The following is a 16,780-nucleotide window of genomic DNA, read 5'->3' on the forward strand; positions in this document are numbered from 1 at the left end:
ACCGGGTGCGCTGTGGTCACGAGGTGCGTCGGACCTCACGGGACCGCGATCTGTCGAAGAGTCTGCGGTTCCGTACGACGCGAATCACCCGCACGCGCCGTCCCAGCCGGGCACCGACGCGGCGGAGTGCGCGGCGATCGAGAGCGCCGTAGCCGTGCACCTGCCAGCCGCTGGAAGGGCCCGTTCATTCGTGGTGTAGGTGGTCGCGGTGCTTCTCGGCCTGCCTCGCCTTGGTCGAGACGTCGATCGGGCCGGTGACGCTGAGCTCGTCCTCCCAGCACTCGATGCCGGTGACGCCGGGAAGCCGGTCGCGGGTGAAGACCGGGTCGCGGCCGGCGCGGCGCTGACCGGTGTAGTCCTTGAGCAGCTTGAAGGCGAGTCCGGAAAGCAGACCGATGGCGATGAGGTTCGTCAGTGCCATGAGGCCCATGACCCCGTCTGCGAAGTTCCAGACGAGATCGGCACCGACCACCGAACCCGCGAGCACCGCGCCCACCACGAGGATCCGGTACACGGTGAGCAGGACCGGGTTGGGCGAGATGAACTCGATGTTGGACTCGCCGTAGTAGTAGTTGCCCAGGATGGAGGAGAACGCCAGCAGGAAGATGATCACGCTGAGCGCGATGTTCGACCATTCACCGAGCGTGCCGACGAGTGCTCCCTGCGTGAGCCCGATGCCTCGGGTCGCTCCGGCGAGATCCGGCACCGAGACCAGGATGATGAACGCCGTGATCGAGCAGATCAGGAAGGTGTCGAAGTAGACCCCGAGAGTCTGCACGAGCCCCTGCTTGACCGGATGCGTGACGGCGGCGCTCGCGCCGGCGTTCGGCGCCGAGCCGAGTCCCGCCTCATTGGAGAACATTCCGCGCTTGACGCCGGTGAGGACGATGTACCCGAATGCCGCCCCGACGACCTCGTTGAATCCCCACGCGGAGGTGAAGATCTCGGCGAAGACGGGGCCGATCCGGTCGACGTGCAGCGCGACCACCACGATGCCCAGCAGCAGGTAGGCGATGGCCATGATGGGCACCAGGAACTGGGTGACCGAGGCGATGCGTCGGACGCCGCCGAAGACGACGAGACCCGTCAGCACGGCGATCCCCAGGCCGATGCCCCACGGCAGCCACGCGATGTCTCCGCCGATGCTCGAAGTGATGGTTGCGGAGATCGTGTTGGCCTGAAGCGAGCTGAAGGCGAACGGGAAGCAGACGATGAGGATCACCGCGAACCACACGCCCAGCCATCGCGCCTTCAAGCCGCGCTGCATGTAGTACGCCGGGCCGCCGCGGAAGCTGTCGCGGTCGCGGACCTTGAACAGCTGGGCGAGCGACGACTCGATGAAGCTGGATGCTCCCCCGATGAACGCCATCACCCACATCCAGAACACGGCTCCGGGGCCGCCCACAGCGATGGCGGTGCCGACGCCGGCGATGTTGCCGACTCCGACGCGGGAGGCCGCTGAGATCGTGAAGGCCTGAAAGGCCGACACTGACTGGGGTTCGCCGTCGGGCGTCCTTGGCGTCTTGTCCGTGAGGGTGCGGAACATCTCGGGGATGAGCCGGAACTGCACGACGCCGGAGCGGACCGTGAAGACCCAGAAGGACGACGACCGGCAGGACGATCCACGTCCAGAGGTTGTCACCCCATGTCAGCAACCACTCGTTGACGGCATCCATGCCCGCCAGTATGGCGAACGGCACCGGCTGCCGCGGGTGACGCGCCCGAGCTCACAGAAGCTGGGCGAACGCCTCGGCGTCGCGGGTCTTGCCAACAACCAGAATGGTGTCCCCCGACCGCAGGACGGTGCGGTTGTCGGCGTTGTCCCAGGGAGACTCCCCGTGCTGGAACGCTGCGATGGTGACGCCGTGGCTGCGTCGCAATCCTGTCTCGCCTAGCGGCTTGTCCAGGATGGACGAAGGCGCCGGCGCCTTGACCATCGCGTAGCCGGGGGCGATCTCGATGAAGTCCAGCGCGGCACCGCGCACGAGATGCGCGACCCGGCGGCCCATGTCCTTCTCCGGGTAGATCACCTTGTCCACGCCCAGCTGCTCGAGGATCAGCCCGTGCTGATCGTCGACCGCCTTGGCCCAGACCGCCGGGATGTTCATGCTCAGCAGCACCGAGCAGGTGAGGATCGACGCGGAGATGTCGCCGCCGATCGCGACGACGACCCGGTCGAACTCGTGCACAGCCAGCTGCTCCAGTGCCTCGCGTTTGGTCGAGTCGGCTCGGACGACCTGTGTGAGCTGGCCGTTCAGCGACTGCACGAGATCCTCCGACAGGTCGATGCCGAGCACGTCGGCACCCCCTGTCATGAGCTCGAGGGCCAGGGCGCGACCGAATCGTCCTAGGCCGATCACCGCGACGGAGTGGGCTTCGGCGACGCGGTCTGAGCGGTCAGAACTGATGAACCTGGGGAACTTAGCCAATGGCGGGCCTCTCCTTCGGGAGTTCATAGAGGATGCGACGCTCACGCAGTGCGATGGCCGACCCGAGCGTGAGCGGCCCGAGCCGTCCGAGGAACATCATCACCACGAGGACGAGCTGCGCCGGCTCCGAGAGGTCAGCGGTGATCCCGGTCGACATTCCGACGGTGCCGAAGGCGGAGACGGTCTCGAACAGGGCGTTGTCGAGGTTCTCTCCGGTGAGCAGCATAACGGCGCCGGTGCCCGAGATGACCGCGGCGACGGCGATGAGGACGACGGTGATCGCCTGCCGGTGCACCGCCCTGGACAGTCGCTTGCCGAAGATGTTCACGGCGCCCTCGCCGCGAAGTTCGGTGAGCATGATGAAGAACAGCACGGCGAAGGTGGTGACCTTGATGCCACCGGCAGTACTGGCTGGGCCGCCGCCGATGAACATGAGGATGTCCATGCCGAGCCAGGTCTCATCGTGCATCGCGCCGATGTCGATGGAGTTGAATCCCGCTGTGCGGGTCTGCACCGACTGGAAGAACCCGGCCATCACGCGGACCCACGGGGGAAGGCTCCCCAGCGTGGCGGGGTTGTCCCATTCGATCACGGTGATGTAGACGGAACCTGCGACGAGCAGGACTGCCGTCGCCCAGAGCACCAGCCGGGTGTTCATCGTCCAGTGCAGCGGATGCCGCAGTTCCTTCCGCAGCTGCATGATGACGGGGAAGCCGAGTCCGCCGAGGATGATGGCCGCCGCGATGGGCAGGCAGATGAGTGGGTCGGCGACGAAGCCCATCAGGCTGTCGCTGTACAGGGCGAATCCGGCGTTGTTGAACGACGACACGGCATGAAAGGCACCATGCCAGGCTGCGTCGCCGATCGAGTAGCCGTAGCCCAGCAGGAAGCGCAGGAAGAGCACCACGAACAGTGCCGCCTCGACCATCAGGGAGATGCCGACGATCCCCCGCACGACGCCGCGGACGTCGTCGAGACCCAGCACCTTGGCTTCGGCCGCTGCGTACATCCGCGACCGCACCGAGATCCGGCGGGCCAGAAGCAGCCCGATCAGGGATGCGAAGATCATGATGCCCAGTCCACCGAGCTGGATGAGCCCCAGGATGACGACCTGCCCGAACGGCGTCCAGAAGGTCGGCGTGTCGACGACGACGAGACCTGTCACGCAGACGGCGCTGGTCGCAGTGAACAGCGCTTCGACGAAGGATGCGCCGCCGGGTCCGGCCTTCGCGATCGGGGTCAGCAGCAAGATCGTTCCGACCGCGATGGCGAGGGCGAACCCGAAAGCGACGGCTTGTGCCGGATGCAGGCGTAGCCGCGACGCGAGCTCTCGGCGGCGCATCCGTCTTCGCGGTTGTCGCATCGCCACCAGCACACGCTACTCGCGCGACTGTTCGCGCGCTCGCTCCCCTCACGGAATCCTCACGCCTGCGGTCGTTCCGGCCCCTTCCCGGGAATCGACGCGGTACGCGAGATCGCCGAGATCGCCGGGATAGCCGGGATAGGGTGGGATGAGGCGGGTCGGGAAGTCTGGTCGACATGCTCCCTGTCGACCGATCCTGCGAATGAGTCCGCCAATGACCCGACGCCCCCTCCGCTCCGTTCCGACGTTCCCCACCCGCGGCAGCTTCGCCGAGGCCACCCGGATCGCGAGCCTGCTGCGCAAGGAAGCCGTCGGGGGCGCCCTACTGGTAGCGGCAGCCATCATCGCGCTGGTGTGGGCGAACAGCCCGGCGGCGGACGCCTACTTCGCACTGCGGGACTTCACGGTCGGGTACGCGCCCTGGCATCTGGACCTCTCTCTGGGAGCGTGGGCGGCGGACGGGCTGCTGGCGATCTTCTTCTTCCTGGTCGGCCTGGAGCTCAAGCGTGAGGTGGTCGTCGGCGATCTGCGGCAGTTCCGCACCGCGGTGGTGCCGATCGCGGCGGCCGTCGGTGGGGTCGTGGTGCCGGCCGTGATCTACACCGCCGTCGTGTGGCAACGGCCGGGCCTGGGCGTGGGGTGGGCGATCCCGACCGCCACCGACATCGCCTTCGCCGTCGCCGTCCTCGCGCTGGTCGGGTCGCATCTGCCGGCACCGCTTCGGATCTTCCTGCTCACCCTGGCGGTCGTCGACGATCTCATCGCGATCGCCATCATCGCGATCTTCTACACCACGGCGATCGAGGTGCTCCCGCTCCTGTTCGCGGTCCTGACGATCGCGGTCTACGGGTTCGTTGCTCAGCGATACCAGAAGCTGTTCCATCTGCGGCCGGCGGCTGCCTGGCTGGTTCTCCTGCCGATCGGATTCATCGCGTGGGCGTTCATGCACGCCTCCGGCGTGCATGCGACGATCGCGGGTGTGGCGCTGGCATTCACCGTCCCCGTCCGGCAGCCGCCGGGGCTCGTGTTGACCGACAAGGGTGGCGGCCTCGCGGAAGAGTTCGAACACCGGTTCCGGCCGTTGTCGGCGGGATTCGCCGTCCCGGTCTTCGCGTTCTTCGCCGCGGGCGTCGCTATCGGCGGTGTAGAGGGTGTCGCGCGGGCGATCGCCGACCCCGTCACCGTCGCGATCGTTGCCGGGCTTGTGCTGGGCAAGCCGGTCGGCATCGTGCTGACCACCCGTGTCCTCACCGCCATCACCCGGGCCCGGCTGGACCCGGCGCTGCGGTGGATCGATCTGGTCGGCGTCGGCGTGCTCGCCGGCATCGGGTTCACGGTGTCGCTGCTGGTCGCCGAACTGAGTTTCGGAGTCGACAGCGCTCACAACGACGATGCCAAGATCGCGATCATGATCGCGTCCGTTCTGGCCTCGGCCGCGGCATCCGTGATCCTGCTCGCCCGCAACCGCCGGTACCGGCGAATCGCAGATCGGGAGGCGTTGGACTCCGACGGCGACGGCGTACCCGACGTCTATGAGCGGCGAGAGTGACGCCGGTACGCCGGAGTGCTCTCAGCCGACGTTGTGTCGAGGCAGCCCCGAGGGCATCGACCCACGACCGGCGGGCACTGCAGGCACGGAGGTGACAGCGGTATGGTGACGGTAGGAGTGCCGGGAAGCCTGGTCGGCGATCGTTTCGTCGATGGGACTCACTGATGCGCGTTCTCATTCTCACGTTCGGCACGCGTGGCGACATCGAGCCGTTCGCCGTCCTCGCTGAGCGGCTCACCAGGGCCGGTCACGTCGCGGTGCTGGCCGCGCCCGAACCTTACCGCGGCCTGGTTTCCGCCGCCGTCGGCTTCGAGCCGATGGCGACCGAAATGGACCGGGTGATGCGGGCCGGGATGACCCGACTCAGTGGCCCGCGCCAGGCGATCACGCTCGCTCGGCAGATGGCAGCGGGGATGCGAGTCTCGTTGCGCGAGCAGTGGGCGATCGCCCAACGCGTTCAGCCGACAGTGATCGTCGCGCATCCCAAGGCCCTGGGCGGGCTGCACGTCGCCGAGCGGCTGAGGGTGCCGTTCGTCGCCTCCATTCCGCTGCCGTTCCTGACTCGCACGTCCGCGTTTCCGGTCCCGTTCCTGTCGCGTCCGCTGCCTGGCCGGCTGAGCCGACTCAGCTACGAGTTCAATCGTTTCACCGCACTGGCCTACGGCGGCATGATCGACACGTTCCGGCGCGACAGTCTCGGGCTGCCACCCATGGGCAGATTCACCGACTACCTCACCACCTCCGCCGGGGCGGCGGTGCCGGTGCTGTACCCATTCAGCCGGCACGTGGTGCCCGTGCCTGCCGACTATCCGGGATCCGCACACGTCACCGGGTACTGGTTCGGCGACCCCGCCCCCACGTGGGAGCCACCGCGTGATCTCGTCTCATTTCTGAACGGCGGCAGCCCGGTGATCTACGTCGGGTTCGGCAGCATGGGCTTCGGAGGGAGATCGGTCGAACGTGGCCGCCTTGTCTACGAAGCGCTGCGCGGTGTCGACGTGCTGGGGGTGCGAGCCGTGGTGTCCACCGGCTGGGGCGCGCTTTCCGTCGAGCCGAGCGAGCACATCTATCCCCTCGACGAGGTGCCGCATGAGTGGCTCTTCTCGCGTGTCGATGCGGTGGTCCACCACGGCGGGTCCGGCACCACCGCGGCCGGACTGCGGGCCGGCAAGCCCACGCTGGTGTGCCCGGTGCTCGGCGACCAGCCATTCTGGGGGCGCCGCGTCCACGAGCTGGGTGCCGGCCCACGTCCGCTCCCGCTGCGCCGCGCCACCTCCGAGTCGCTGAGCGGGCGGATCGTAGATCTCATCTCCAACGCGGCATACGGGGCCGCCGCGACGGTGCTCTCCGCGCAGATCGCCTCGGAGGATGGGCCCGGGAACGCGATCCGCGCGTTGCATCAGATCGAGCTTGTCGCCGGGCAGCGCCATGATCGGTGAGGCATCGCCTTCGGAACAGGCGGCGCCCGAGCTGCGCGCCGAGCTGCGCGGGGTTCGAAGGAGGTTCCGCGGCGGCGCCGGCGTCCACGGCGTGGACCTCACCGTCGCGGCCGGTGAGATCCACGCGCTGGTCGGGCTCAACGGGGCCGGCAAGACCACCCTGATGCGGCTCATGCTGGGCATGCTCCGTCCCCAGGCCGGCGACATCCTCATCGACGGGACCCCACTGACCGGTCTGCCTGCAGAGGCGTGGTCGGGCGTCGGCCACTTGGTCGAGCAGGCGCTCGCGTACCCGGAGCTCCGCGCCCGCAGCAATCTGCGTATGTCTGCCCGGATGCACGGGGCCTCTCCCGCCCGTGCATCGGCGATGGCGAATGCGGTAGCGGACGAACTCGACCTGAGCCGGTATGTCCACGTGCGGGCTCGTCGGCTGTCTCTGGGCAACCGGCAAAGGCTGGGTCTTGCCGCCGCCCTGCAGCATCACCCGCGGCTGATCGTGCTGGATGAGCCGACCAACGCGCTCGACCCCGCCGGCGTGATCCTGCTCCGCGAAGCGATCCTCCGCCGCACCCGGTCAGGAGCCGGCGTCCTCGTCTCAAGCCATCACCTCGACGAGGTTGCCCGCATCGCCGACCGCATCAGCGTCATGAACGACGGCCGCATCATCGGCACCCTCGCCCCAGGCACCATAGACCTCGAGCACGCGTTCTTCTCCCTTGTGCACGCCGACGACGTCTCACGGCGGCACGAATGAACGCACTCGGGATCGCTGTGTCGGTCGAAACCCGCAAGGCCGTCGCCTCACGCGTGCTCCCGTGGACGTCGGGGATTCTCATCTTCGGTCTCGCGGCACTCACCGGCGGACTGCTGACAGCCGCGGCCGCCGGCGACGAACGCGTGTTGGCCCGCCTCGGACCGCTCGCCGAGACTCACGGCTGGACACTGCTTGTCGGCACGGCAGCCCAGGTCCTCGCCGCAGGAGGATTCGGCGCGTGCGGCATCCTGGTCTCGTGGCTCTACGGTCGCGAGTTCGCCGATGGAACCATCGCCGGCCTGTTCGCACTACCCGTGCCCCGCGCCTCGGTCGCACTCGGCAAGCTGCTCGTCTTCCTCGGGTGGGCCGTCACGATGGCTGTGGCTCTCACCGTCACACTCGGCGTGATCGGGATCGCGGCCGGCCTGCCCTCCAGCGACCCAGACAACGCCATGCAACTGCTGCGGATCCCGCTGCTCACCCTGCTCACTGCACTGCTCGCGGTGCCGGCAGGCTGGATCGCGAGCCTGGCGCGCAGCGTCCTCGCGGGCATCGCCGCGACCATCGTGCTCCTCATCGTCGCCCAGGTCTGCGCCGTGCTCGGTGTGGGCGTCTGGGTCCCGCTCATCGCCCCCGCATTGTGGGCGATCGCCCCCGACACAGTGCCGTGGCCGGCACTGCTCGGCGTGGCGGTCGTCCCCACCGTCTTCGGCGGAGCCACCGCGCTCACCTGGACACGCATGCAGTTGGATCGATGACCCCGGCGTGCGCCGCGGGTCTCGAAATCTCGTGGCCCCACCCGGTAACGCACGAGGCGTCGCCCACGAGCCCCTTTCCCGGGGCGCCCCATGGGCATACGTTGTCAGCGTGAGTTCGATGCCATTCATGCATGGGCTCGGCCTTCAAGACCGTCTCGCGCGCCCCACCCGCGCCGCACAGCGGCGCGCCAGCGGACCGCGGTCCGACAAGGGCGACGGCGACCCGAATCAGGATCCCGATCCGCCGGCCCACCCCGGCGCCTGATCATCCACCGCTGATTCGAAAGGTAGTTCCGCCATGCCTATGGCGATTCACACTCGCGCGCTCACCAAGCGGTACGGCGCGCACACCGCGCTGCGTGACCTCGACCTGAACGTCGAGACGGGGTCGGTGTTCGGTTTGATCGGGCCGAATGGTGCCGGTAAGACCACGACCTTGCGGTTGCTTCTGGCTATCATCCGCCCCACCGCCGGCGAGATCACCGTGCTCGGGCAGAGTCCCCGCGCCGGTGGTGCGGCACTGCGCCGCCGGATCGGATACATCCCCGGCGAGCTGCGGCTAGAGGGCCGGGTGAAAGGCCGCGCACTGCTGCGCCACCTCGCGGACATCAGCGGGCCCGTCTCACCCGGAATGATCGATGAACTCGCCGAACGACTGGGACTGGACCTCACCCGGCCCGTGAGAACCCTCTCGAGAGGCAACAAGCAGAAGCTGGGGCTCGTCCAGGCGTTCATGCACCGCCCCGACCTGCTCATCCTCGACGAACCCACCAGCGGACTGGACCCCCTCGTGCAACGAGAGTTCCTCGTGATGCTCACCGAAGCCCGCAACGCCGGGCAGACCGTGCTGCTCAGCTCCCACGTGCTCAGCGAAATCCAACAAGCCGCCGACGACGTCGCCGTCCTCGCCCACGGACACGTGGTGGCCGAAGGGTCGGTCGCGTCCCTGCGGATCGCCAGCGTCCGCCGGATCAGGGCCACCCTCACCGCCACCACTCCCGACGCGCTGCGCGCATCACTGCTCGCTGTTTCCCACGTCGACGAGGTCGACGTCACCCCAGCGCCCGGCGGCGAACTGATCAGAGTCTCCGCGACCGCCCGCGGCGACATCGACCCGGTCATCCGCGCCCTCACCGCTGGGACGATCCGCCACCTCACCGTGGAAGAACCAGACCTCGAGGAATCGGTCCTCAGCCTCTACGAGCAGAAGGGGCAGGCATCATGACCGCCGTCGCATCCGCCCCTGCATCCCGCTCACCCCTGCCGGTGCTGCGGCGGCAGATCATCGACGGATGGCGCGGCGTGGTGGGCTGGTCCATCGGAATCGCAGGGGTCCTCCTCATCTACCTCCCGGTGTTCCCCTCGATGCAGACCCCCGAGCTGTCCGGGATGCTCGACTCGCTCCCGCCGGAACTGGTCCGCACGCTCGGATACGAGAACATCACCACCGGGGCCGGGTACGCGCAGTCGACGTTCTTCGGGCTGATCGGGTTCGTCTTCATCACGATCGCCGGGATCTCCTGGGGCGCGGCATCCACCGCGGGCGCGGAGGAGTCCGGACAACTCGAACTCATCCTCGCCCATGACGTCGGCCGCGTCCGCTACGCCCTCGAGAGCGCAGCAGCGCTCACCCTCAAGCTGATCGTCCTCGGCGCCGCCGGGTACCTCGTCGTGTGGCTGATGAACGACCCCGCGGGTCTGGGACTGGATGCCGGGAACCTGCTCGCCGTCTCCAAGGCGTGGGTCGGACTCGGCCTGCTCGCCGCGACAGCGGCGTTCGCCGCCGGCGCCGCCACGGGCCGCCGCACCTGGGCCATCGGAGCCGGCGCAGCACTGGCTGTCGTCGGATACGTGCTGCAGGCGGTGGCCAACAACAGCGAGGACCTCGACTGGCTGCGCACACTCTCCCCGATCGAATGGGCGTACGGAAACGCACCGCTGGCAAGCGGGTTCGACTGGGCTGGACTCGCGCTGCTCTGGGGAGGATCCGCCGTCCTCATCCTGCTCGCCACGTTGGCCCTGGCCCGACGCGACATCCTCGGATGAGCACCTCGAAGGCTCAGGAGGGCGACACACACCAACTCGACCGACGCACTTCGGATACCCCTTGCACCTCACGGATATCCGCGTAGCGTGTGGAGCAAGAGGCGACGGCGCAGTCGAGGGGAGGTGTCCTCGATGGGAAAGCTGATCTACGAGAACGCCGTCAAGGTCGACTTCGAAGACCGCGCACTGGCTCACCTGCAGCTGGTCATCACCACCAAGCTGCGGCGAAGGGAAGGGTTCCACTTCACCTGGAAGGATGACGCCAGCATCGGCAACGGGCGAACCTCGGTGTGGGTCCATCCCGAGGCCAGCCTGGTCTTCAAGTACTACGGGTCCCGTCCGCCCCGCCTCAACCACGCGTGGCTGGAGGCCCTCGTCGCCGCGGCCAATTCGCCGGCAGGTCTTTACCTCGTCCCTGAACCGGCGCCGGCCACAGAAACGCGCGACATCGGCGAACTTGTGACCGCCGACGTCTAGTCCGACCGGACGGCCGCTCGGTCGTACCCCGCATCGGGGTGTGGGTCGTGCTCGATGCCTGCACCGACGGTTCGGAAGGCGTCGCGCAGGCGGCGGGAGCCGCGGTCGTCACCGTCGATGCGCACAGCGTCGGCACCGCCAGGGCCGCCGGGGTACGCGCGGCGCTCGAGGGACTCGGCGACGCCCCGGCGCGCGCGATCTGGACCGCGCACACGGATGCCGACTCGGTCGTACCGCCCAACTGGCTGATCCATCAGCTGGATCTCGCCCAGCAGGGAGCAGATGTCGTGGTCGGCACCGTGCGCCCGGATTTCCGCGACCTCGACGCGGAGCAGGTCGAGGCGTGGTGGGCGACCCACACGCCGGGTGTCGCGAACGGACACGTGCACGGCGCGAATCTCGGCATCCGGGCGAGCGCACTCCTCGATGCCGGAGGCTTCGCCGATGCCGCCGTGCACGAGGATGTCTGGCTCGTCGACGAGATCCGCTCCCGGGGCGGGCGTCTCGTGGCGACCGATGCCGCGTGGGTGCGGACCAGCGGACGCCCGATCGGTCGCGCCCCGGGCGGATACTCCCGCTACCTGCGGGAGGACCTCGTTCCGCTCGCGCGGCGACATCACGACCCACGCCCCTTGCAGCGCGGCGTCCACGAGTGGGAGCACGACGCCTCCGAAGTCGCGTGACGCAGAGTCTGTCCGCCGTGGCGACGCCCCGTCGTCACTCATGCTCCGGCAGAAGCGGCGTCGACCAGCCGGGATCGCGGCCGAGCTGCGCCGCGCGGGAGACGGATGCTGCGCCGAAGCGATCGCGCACGGCATCGAGTACCGTGTCCAGGCGCACGCCGTCCTCCCAATCGATCGGGAGCTCTGGCGGGACACTGTCGACGCGGCCGAGTTGCGACAGGGAGACGCCGATGAGGGTGATGCCGCGTTCTGCGATCTCGGGCTGCGCGACGGCCAGCAACCCGTGCGCGACCGCGAGGATCAGCGCGGTGCGATCGGTGGGTGAGCGGAAGGAGCGGGATCGCGTGGCCTTTGCGTAGTCGCCGTACCGGAGGCGCAGGACGACGGTTCGACAGACACGGTCGCCGTCGCGCAGGCGGCGCGCGAGCCGATCGACGATCTGCGTGAGGATGACCTCGAGCTCCTCGGGCGTGCGTGGGCGGTTCCCGAGCGCACGCTGGGAACCGATGGACCCGCGGCGCCGCGTGGTATCGACCGGGCGCGGATCGCGCAGCCGGGCGATCGCATGCAGGTGCGCTCCGGCCGCCCTGCCGAGCAGCCTCTCGGCTGTCGCAGCCTCGAGCTCGGCCAGCTGCCCGACAGTGTGGATGCCGAGACGGTGGAGCTTCTCGGCAGTGACGGCGCCCACCCCCCACAGCCGTTCCACCGGCAGCGGGAGCAGGAATTCCTCTTCGCGTCCGGGCTCGACCAGGAGCAGCCCGTCGGGCTTGCTGACGGCGCTGGCGACTTTGGCGAGGAACTTGGTGCGGGCGATCCCGACCGAGATGGGCAGCCCGACCTCCGCGCGAACCCGTTCCCGAAGTCGCACGGCGACCTGCTCGGGTGTGCCCGCGATGCGTCGCAGCCCGCCGACCTCGAGGAACGCCTCATCGATGGAGAGCCCTTCGACGAGCGGTGTGGTTTCACGGAAGATCGCGAAGACGGCCTTGCTCGCTGCGGAGTACGCCTCCATGCGGGGCGGCACGATCACGGCATCGGGGCACAGGTCGCGAGCCTGACGGCCTCCCATTGCCGTGCGCACTCCTCGCGCCTTCGCCTCGTAACTCGCCGCCAGCACCACGCCCCCGCCGACGATGACGGGCCGGCCACGCAGCGCGGGCGCGTCGCGCTGCTCGACCGACGCATAGAAGGCATCGAGATCCGCATGGAGCACGGTCGCCTCGCCCCGCATGCCACCTCCCATCGAACATTTGTTCTGAGGATCGTCGCACCGACCGACGACATCGGCGACGCCTCCGTTCCCTTTACGCCTCTTGAGCCGGATTGGCTAGGGGGTCCCTGATCTTCGGACCGTTTCTTAGCGTGGACATCGGAGCGACCACCCCGGTCGATCTCCGCATCCACCCCTCGCAAGAAGACAAGGAGCACTCATGTCCTCGAGTTGGGACGCCTGGGACTACCGCCAGTCGGTCGATCGCGGGGCCGGTTCCCGCGACCTGGTGGGCTACCACGTGGAGGCCACGGATGGCAGCATCGGAAAGATCGACGAAGCGAGCAACGACGCCGGCAGCAGCCGGCTCGTCGTGGACACTGGGCCGTGGATCTTCGGGCGGAAAGTGATTCTTCCGGCCGGGACGGTCGAACGTGTCGACGACGAAGAGGAGAAGGTCTACGTCGATCTGACGAAGGACCAGATCAAGAACTCTCCGGAGTGGGACCAGTCCACGACGGGTCAGGATGACGCGTACCGCGGCCAGCTGGACACCTACTACGGCGACTTCTACCGCTGATCGGATCGGCGGCCGGATGGTCGTCATCCTCGCCTGCTGAAGGAAGACGGGGTGCAGCCGATCGGCTGCACCCCGTTTCGCGTGGCCCCGACTAACCCCGGCTCGGTACCCGGTTCTCGGCGCTGACCATCCATGCGTATTGTTCGAGCTTCTCGATGATCTGGTGCAGCAGATCCGCACTGGTGGGATCCTCCTCGTCGACCGCGTCGTGCACGTCGCGACAGGTGCCGACCGTGTTCTCGAGCCGTTCCGTGATGAGGTCGATCACGTCGGTCGTGGCGATCTCGCCCTGCGGGAACTCGGGAAGGCTGGTGGTTTCGGCGACGGTGTCGCTGCGACCGTCGGGAAGGGCATGCAGCGCGCGCATGCGCTCGGCGACATCGTCACTGAACTCCCGTGCCGACTCGATGATCTCGTCGAGCTGGCGGTGCGTGTCGCGGAAGTTCTTCCCCACGACGTTCCAGTGGGCCTGCTTGCCCTGCGAGGCGAGCTCGATGAGATCGACGAGCACCTTCTGGAGGTTGTCGCTGAGCGTGGCGGACGCGGCGAAACCGCTCTCGGCGTTCTGCTCCTTGGTGAGCTGGGCGCCGCGAGCGGGCCGCCGCTTGTTACGCGTGGCGGATGGGGTCGAGTTCTTCGTCGTTGAGTTCTTCGTCGTGGTGGCCATGATGCCGACCGTACGGACCGAACCGGTCGAACAAGCAGGGATTGTGCGTGCTCGACAGTCGTGCTAACCGACCTCACGTTCCGCGCCGGCGCTCACGTGGACGCTTCGGACGCGACGCACTCACCGATCGCGGTCGGAGCGCTCCCCTGCCGCTGGCGGAACATCTCGGTCCACCGGACGCCATCCCAGTAGCGTTCGCACCCGTGCACGCGGGTGGGATACCAGCCGGCCCTCGCCGAGTTGGGGTCCGAGTCGGACATGGGTGGTTCCTTTCGTTGTGGGGCCCGGCCGACCCGCCCCTGGACACGGTGGTCCAGGGGCGAGCCGCCGCAGTGCTGTGGACCGGGTACCCCCGCGTAACGAGTACGCCCCCAACCCGCACCGGCTCGAGGACGACGGGCCGCGCCGTCGGCTCGTCAGCCCCACACACTGACGAGGGCGTGGCCGTTCGGGTGCAGCCTCGACACGACGAGCGCATTCGTCCTCTATGGAGACTCTATGACGCCGCTATTTGACTTGTATAGGCGCTCTGAGCTGCCTCTCAGGGGTTTCCCTGGCCGTGCTAAGGTGCCCGCATGGCGCGCCCCTACGGAGATCCCGTCGAGATCATCACCGCTCCCGTTCCCGCCCAGTCGCCGTTCATCCCGGCTGACGCCAAGATCGTGGTCGGCGCGGTCGCTCCGGCGTCCCCCGATCCCATCCCGATCGTGCTGCTCCCGGGGTTCGAGTACCGGATGCACGAGTGGCGCCATCCCGACACGCACGAGATCCACTGGCGGCTCGAACGCCGCAGGGCGTCACGACTGTCTGACGACCAGTAGACCTTGAGAGTTGCGGGCCTCTCCGCGCCCCGACCGGCGCGGAGGTCGAGGCACGGTCGTTGAGTGAGCGGCGCCACCGTCCGGTCGTCGCGCGAACCGCACCACTTTGCGGTCAATGCGCCTGGTCGTTCTTCCCCGTCCGTCCTTCCCGGACGTGCTTGTCGCTTCCTCCACAGGTGGCGGGATCGGAGGGGTCGCGGCGGGTTATCCACGGGGTGGAAATCAGTGTGGATCTGGGGGTTTCGATGTCGGAGCCCCTCACCAGAATGGTCTCATGACGAACCTCGCCGACGCCCTCGCCGGGCTCGGCGATGCACTCGCAGAAGTGACCGCAGTTGCTTTCGCCGACGGCGGCTTCGACGCCTGCACCGATGCCGAGGTGTTGTCGGCGCTCGCGGCGGCGGGGCGGGTGCGCCGGCTCGCGGACGCGGCGATGGTCGACGCGGTCGCGCAGGTCCTCATGCGCGATGACGCGGCACCGCATCCAGACCGGATCACCACCCGCTACGGGTGTCGCAAGGTGGGCGAACTGGTGGAGCGGGCAACCCGGGTGTCGGCGCGCACCGCGACCGAGATGGTGACGGCGGCCCGGGCGACCCGGCGGCGCACGTCGCTGTCGACCGGTGAGACGCTGCCGGCGGAGTTCCCGCAGCTGCGCGAGGCGCTGGCGGCGGGGGTCGTCGGCGTCGACGCGGTTGTGGCCGTGGCAGGCGCGTTCCGCAGCAGCAGTGTGGGCCGGGTCGGCATGCTCGCGGCCGACGAAGAGTTCGCGGCCGCCGCACGCGGTGAGGGCACGGATGCCGCGCCGCCGGCGTCCGCGGACGAATTGCGGATGATCGCCCAGGCGTGGGCGGCGTATCTCGATCAGGACGGTGCGGAACCCGCCGAGGCGACGGCGATGCGGCGACGCGGCATCGCCCTCGGCCGCCGCGGCGAGGACGGTCTGGTGCCGATCACCGGTCGCCTGCTGCCGGAGGTCGCCGAACAGCTGCAGCTCGGGTTCGACAGCGTGCTGAACCCGAAAGGCGACGGTCCCGCGCTCCCGGGACCGTGTTTCGTCGACACCGCGACCGAGGCTCCCGCCGTTGATGCAGCGTCTGGTGATGACTGTGAGAGCAGCGACATCGCCGGCGAGGTTCCTCGCCGGCGATTCGCCGACGAGGAACCCGTCGAAGCGGCGGCCGATCAGCGCTCCCCGGCGCAGCAGCGGCACGACGCGCTGGCGATGATCCTCGGCGTGGCCGCCGCGTCCGGCGGCCTGCCAGCCCTCGGCGGTGCGGCGCCGACGCTGGTGGTGCACGTGCGTGAAGACGACCTCGCCACCGGAAGCGGCCACGCGCACCTGCCCGGCCAGCACGAGCCCATCCCGCTCGCCGCAGCCCGCCACATCGCCTGCACCGGGGCGGTGCAGCGCGTCGCGCTCGCCGACAACGGCCGGATCGTGTCGATCGAGACCCTCGACCGGGTGTTCAACCACCACCAGCGCAAGGCGATCACGCTCCGCGACGGGGAATGCATCATCCCCGGCTGCCACGTGAGACCGCAGTGGTGTGAGATCCACCACGTCGAAGAGCACTCGAGAGGCGGGCCGACCCACACCGACAACGGAGTCCTGCTCTGTTGGTTCCACCATCGCACCATCGATACCGGCGGATGGCAGATCCGCATGGTCGACGGGGTCCCGTACGTGAAAGGCCCGTACTGGTGGGACGCGCAGGTGAAATGGCGACCCGTCACCAAGTCCCCCACCCGACGACGCGACAACATCGCCGCCCGCGTTTGACACACGCGAGGGAGATTGGGACCAGCGAAGGCACACGGAGAGTCGGAGGCAGGTCGACCTCCGTGCCGTTGGGACGGCCCAACCACGCTGGCGGCGCGCCGAGCGTTGTCGTGGCCAATCGGATCAGTACGCGAGGATCTCGTCCATCAGCTGCCGCACACGACGTTCGATGTCGTCACGGATGCTCGAGTTCTGCGCGCAGACGAACAGCACCTCGGCTC

General features: G+C 68.5%; 17 protein-coding genes. 11 read left to right on the plus strand and 6 right to left on the minus strand.

The window, feature by feature from the left end; translation table 11 throughout:
- Positions 1-184: 184 nt before the first annotated feature.
- The 3 genes from ACEYYH_RS15595 to ACEYYH_RS15605 all read right to left on the minus strand — a co-directional run bounded on the left by ACEYYH_RS15595 (position 185) and on the right by ACEYYH_RS15605 (position 3,792).
- A complete protein-coding gene (locus tag ACEYYH_RS15595; protein WP_374975239.1) occupies positions 185-1,642 on the minus strand; it encodes an alanine/glycine:cation symporter family protein in 1,458 nt (485 codons plus the stop codon).
- Positions 1,643-1,727: 85 nt separating this feature from the next.
- Complete coding sequence (locus ACEYYH_RS15600; RefSeq protein ID WP_374975240.1) at positions 1,728-2,456, minus strand: potassium channel family protein; 729 nt, start codon at positions 2,454-2,456, stop codon at positions 1,728-1,730.
- Positions 2,422-3,792, minus strand: a complete 1,371-nt coding sequence (locus ACEYYH_RS15605) for a TrkH family potassium uptake protein (protein ID WP_374978241.1) — start codon at positions 3,790-3,792, stop codon at positions 2,422-2,424. The genes ACEYYH_RS15600 and ACEYYH_RS15605 overlap by 35 nt, the downstream gene beginning before the upstream one ends.
- A 214-nt stretch (positions 3,793-4,006) precedes the next feature.
- Between ACEYYH_RS15605 and nhaA the strand changes: the two genes are divergently transcribed.
- The 8 genes from nhaA (at position 4,007) to ACEYYH_RS15645 (ending at position 11,498) form a co-directional block, all read left to right on the plus strand.
- Complete coding sequence (gene nhaA / locus ACEYYH_RS15610; protein WP_374975241.1) at positions 4,007-5,341, plus strand: Na+/H+ antiporter NhaA; 1,335 nt, start codon at positions 4,007-4,009, stop codon at positions 5,339-5,341.
- 164 nt (positions 5,342-5,505) lie between these two features.
- Positions 5,506-6,780, plus strand: a complete 1,275-nt coding sequence (locus ACEYYH_RS15615) for a glycosyltransferase (protein WP_374975242.1) — start codon at positions 5,506-5,508, stop codon at positions 6,778-6,780.
- Entirely contained in the window at positions 6,770-7,534 is a 765-nt protein-coding gene (locus ACEYYH_RS15620; RefSeq protein WP_374975243.1) for an ABC transporter ATP-binding protein, read from the plus strand. The genes ACEYYH_RS15615 and ACEYYH_RS15620 overlap by 11 nt, the downstream gene beginning before the upstream one ends.
- Positions 7,531-8,292, plus strand: a complete 762-nt coding sequence (locus ACEYYH_RS15625; RefSeq protein ID WP_374975244.1) for an ABC transporter permease — start codon at positions 7,531-7,533, stop codon at positions 8,290-8,292. Before ACEYYH_RS15620 ends, ACEYYH_RS15625 begins: the two co-directional genes overlap by 4 nt.
- Before the next feature lie 298 nt (positions 8,293-8,590).
- Positions 8,591-9,517, plus strand: a complete 927-nt coding sequence (locus tag ACEYYH_RS15630; protein ID WP_374975245.1) for an ABC transporter ATP-binding protein — start codon at positions 8,591-8,593, stop codon at positions 9,515-9,517.
- Positions 9,514-10,338, plus strand: coding sequence for an ABC transporter permease subunit (locus ACEYYH_RS15635; protein WP_374975246.1), 825 nt, complete (start codon positions 9,514-9,516; stop codon positions 10,336-10,338). The genes ACEYYH_RS15630 and ACEYYH_RS15635 overlap by 4 nt, the downstream gene beginning before the upstream one ends.
- 132 nt (positions 10,339-10,470) lie before the next feature.
- Positions 10,471-10,815 carry an ATP-dependent DNA ligase gene (locus tag ACEYYH_RS15640; RefSeq protein ID WP_374975247.1) on the plus strand — a complete coding sequence of 115 codons (345 nt, stop codon included), beginning with the start codon at positions 10,471-10,473 and terminating at the stop codon, positions 10,813-10,815.
- A 38-nt stretch (positions 10,816-10,853) separates the two neighbouring features.
- On the plus strand, positions 10,854-11,498 hold the full coding sequence (locus ACEYYH_RS15645; protein ID WP_374975248.1) for a glycosyltransferase: 645 nt from the start codon (positions 10,854-10,856) through the stop codon (positions 11,496-11,498).
- A gap of 34 nt (positions 11,499-11,532) precedes the next feature.
- Here ACEYYH_RS15645 and dinB read toward each other — a convergent pair whose 3' ends face one another.
- Positions 11,533-12,729, minus strand: coding sequence for a DNA polymerase IV (gene dinB, locus ACEYYH_RS15650; RefSeq protein ID WP_374978242.1), 1,197 nt, complete (start codon positions 12,727-12,729; stop codon positions 11,533-11,535).
- A 199-nt stretch (positions 12,730-12,928) separates the two neighbouring features.
- Between dinB and ACEYYH_RS15655 the strand changes: the two genes are divergently transcribed.
- Positions 12,929-13,288 (plus strand): PRC-barrel domain-containing protein, encoded by a 360-nt coding sequence (locus ACEYYH_RS15655; RefSeq protein ID WP_374975249.1) that lies wholly within the window; start codon positions 12,929-12,931, stop codon positions 13,286-13,288.
- A gap of 91 nt (positions 13,289-13,379) precedes the next feature.
- Here ACEYYH_RS15655 and ACEYYH_RS15660 read toward each other — a convergent pair whose 3' ends face one another.
- Positions 13,380-13,955: a Dps family protein gene (locus ACEYYH_RS15660; RefSeq protein WP_374975250.1), complete on the minus strand. Its 576-nt coding sequence runs from the start codon at positions 13,953-13,955 to the stop codon at positions 13,380-13,382.
- Between the two features lie 92 nt (positions 13,956-14,047).
- Positions 14,048-14,215 carry a DUF2510 domain-containing protein gene (locus ACEYYH_RS15665; protein WP_374975251.1) on the minus strand — a complete coding sequence of 56 codons (168 nt, stop codon included), beginning with the start codon at positions 14,213-14,215 and terminating at the stop codon, positions 14,048-14,050.
- A gap of 315 nt (positions 14,216-14,530) precedes the next feature.
- Between ACEYYH_RS15665 and ACEYYH_RS15670 the strand changes: the two genes are divergently transcribed.
- Together ACEYYH_RS15670 and ACEYYH_RS15675 are read left to right on the plus strand one after the other, a co-directional pair.
- The gene (locus ACEYYH_RS15670) at positions 14,531-14,776 is read left to right on the plus strand and encodes a hypothetical protein (RefSeq protein WP_374975252.1); all 246 of its coding nucleotides are present in this window, start codon (positions 14,531-14,533) and stop codon (positions 14,774-14,776) included.
- Between the two features lie 274 nt (positions 14,777-15,050).
- Positions 15,051-16,559 (plus strand): DUF222 domain-containing protein, encoded by a 1,509-nt coding sequence (locus tag ACEYYH_RS15675; RefSeq protein ID WP_374975253.1) that lies wholly within the window; start codon positions 15,051-15,053, stop codon positions 16,557-16,559.
- Positions 16,560-16,780 lie beyond the last annotated feature (221 nt).

The sequence above is a fragment of the Microbacterium trichothecenolyticum genome, from assembly GCF_041938625.1.
Classification (GTDB): domain Bacteria; phylum Actinomycetota; class Actinomycetes; order Actinomycetales; family Microbacteriaceae; genus Microbacterium; species Microbacterium trichothecenolyticum_D.

Excerpts from the sequence above, each read along its gene's own strand:
- ACEYYH_RS15600 (WP_374975240.1), bottom strand. The coding sequence starts at position 2,456 with ATGAACTCCCGAAGGAGAGGCCCGCCATTGGCTAAGTTCCCCAGGTTC.
- ACEYYH_RS15605 (WP_374978241.1), bottom strand. The coding sequence starts at position 3,792 with ATGCGACAACCGCGAAGACGGATGCGCCGCCGAGAGCTCGCGTCGCGG.
- nhaA (WP_374975241.1), top strand. The coding sequence starts at position 4,007 with ATGACCCGACGCCCCCTCCGCTCCGTTCCGACGTTCCCCACCCGCGGC.
- ACEYYH_RS15615 (WP_374975242.1), top strand. The coding sequence starts at position 5,506 with ATGCGCGTTCTCATTCTCACGTTCGGCACGCGTGGCGACATCGAGCCG.
- ACEYYH_RS15620 (WP_374975243.1), top strand. The coding sequence starts at position 6,770 with ATGATCGGTGAGGCATCGCCTTCGGAACAGGCGGCGCCCGAGCTGCGC.
- ACEYYH_RS15625 (WP_374975244.1), top strand. The coding sequence starts at position 7,531 with ATGAACGCACTCGGGATCGCTGTGTCGGTCGAAACCCGCAAGGCCGTC.
- ACEYYH_RS15630 (WP_374975245.1), top strand. The coding sequence starts at position 8,591 with ATGCCTATGGCGATTCACACTCGCGCGCTCACCAAGCGGTACGGCGCG.
- ACEYYH_RS15635 (WP_374975246.1), top strand. The coding sequence starts at position 9,514 with ATGACCGCCGTCGCATCCGCCCCTGCATCCCGCTCACCCCTGCCGGTG.
- ACEYYH_RS15640 (WP_374975247.1), top strand. The coding sequence starts at position 10,471 with ATGGGAAAGCTGATCTACGAGAACGCCGTCAAGGTCGACTTCGAAGAC.
- dinB (WP_374978242.1), bottom strand. The coding sequence starts at position 12,729 with ATGCGGGGCGAGGCGACCGTGCTCCATGCGGATCTCGATGCCTTCTAT.
- ACEYYH_RS15655 (WP_374975249.1), top strand. The coding sequence starts at position 12,929 with ATGTCCTCGAGTTGGGACGCCTGGGACTACCGCCAGTCGGTCGATCGC.
- ACEYYH_RS15660 (WP_374975250.1), bottom strand. The coding sequence starts at position 13,955 with ATGGCCACCACGACGAAGAACTCAACGACGAAGAACTCGACCCCATCC.
- ACEYYH_RS15665 (WP_374975251.1), bottom strand. The coding sequence starts at position 14,215 with ATGTCCGACTCGGACCCCAACTCGGCGAGGGCCGGCTGGTATCCCACC.
- ACEYYH_RS15670 (WP_374975252.1), top strand. The coding sequence starts at position 14,531 with ATGGCGCGCCCCTACGGAGATCCCGTCGAGATCATCACCGCTCCCGTT.
- ACEYYH_RS15675 (WP_374975253.1), top strand. The coding sequence starts at position 15,051 with ATGACGAACCTCGCCGACGCCCTCGCCGGGCTCGGCGATGCACTCGCA.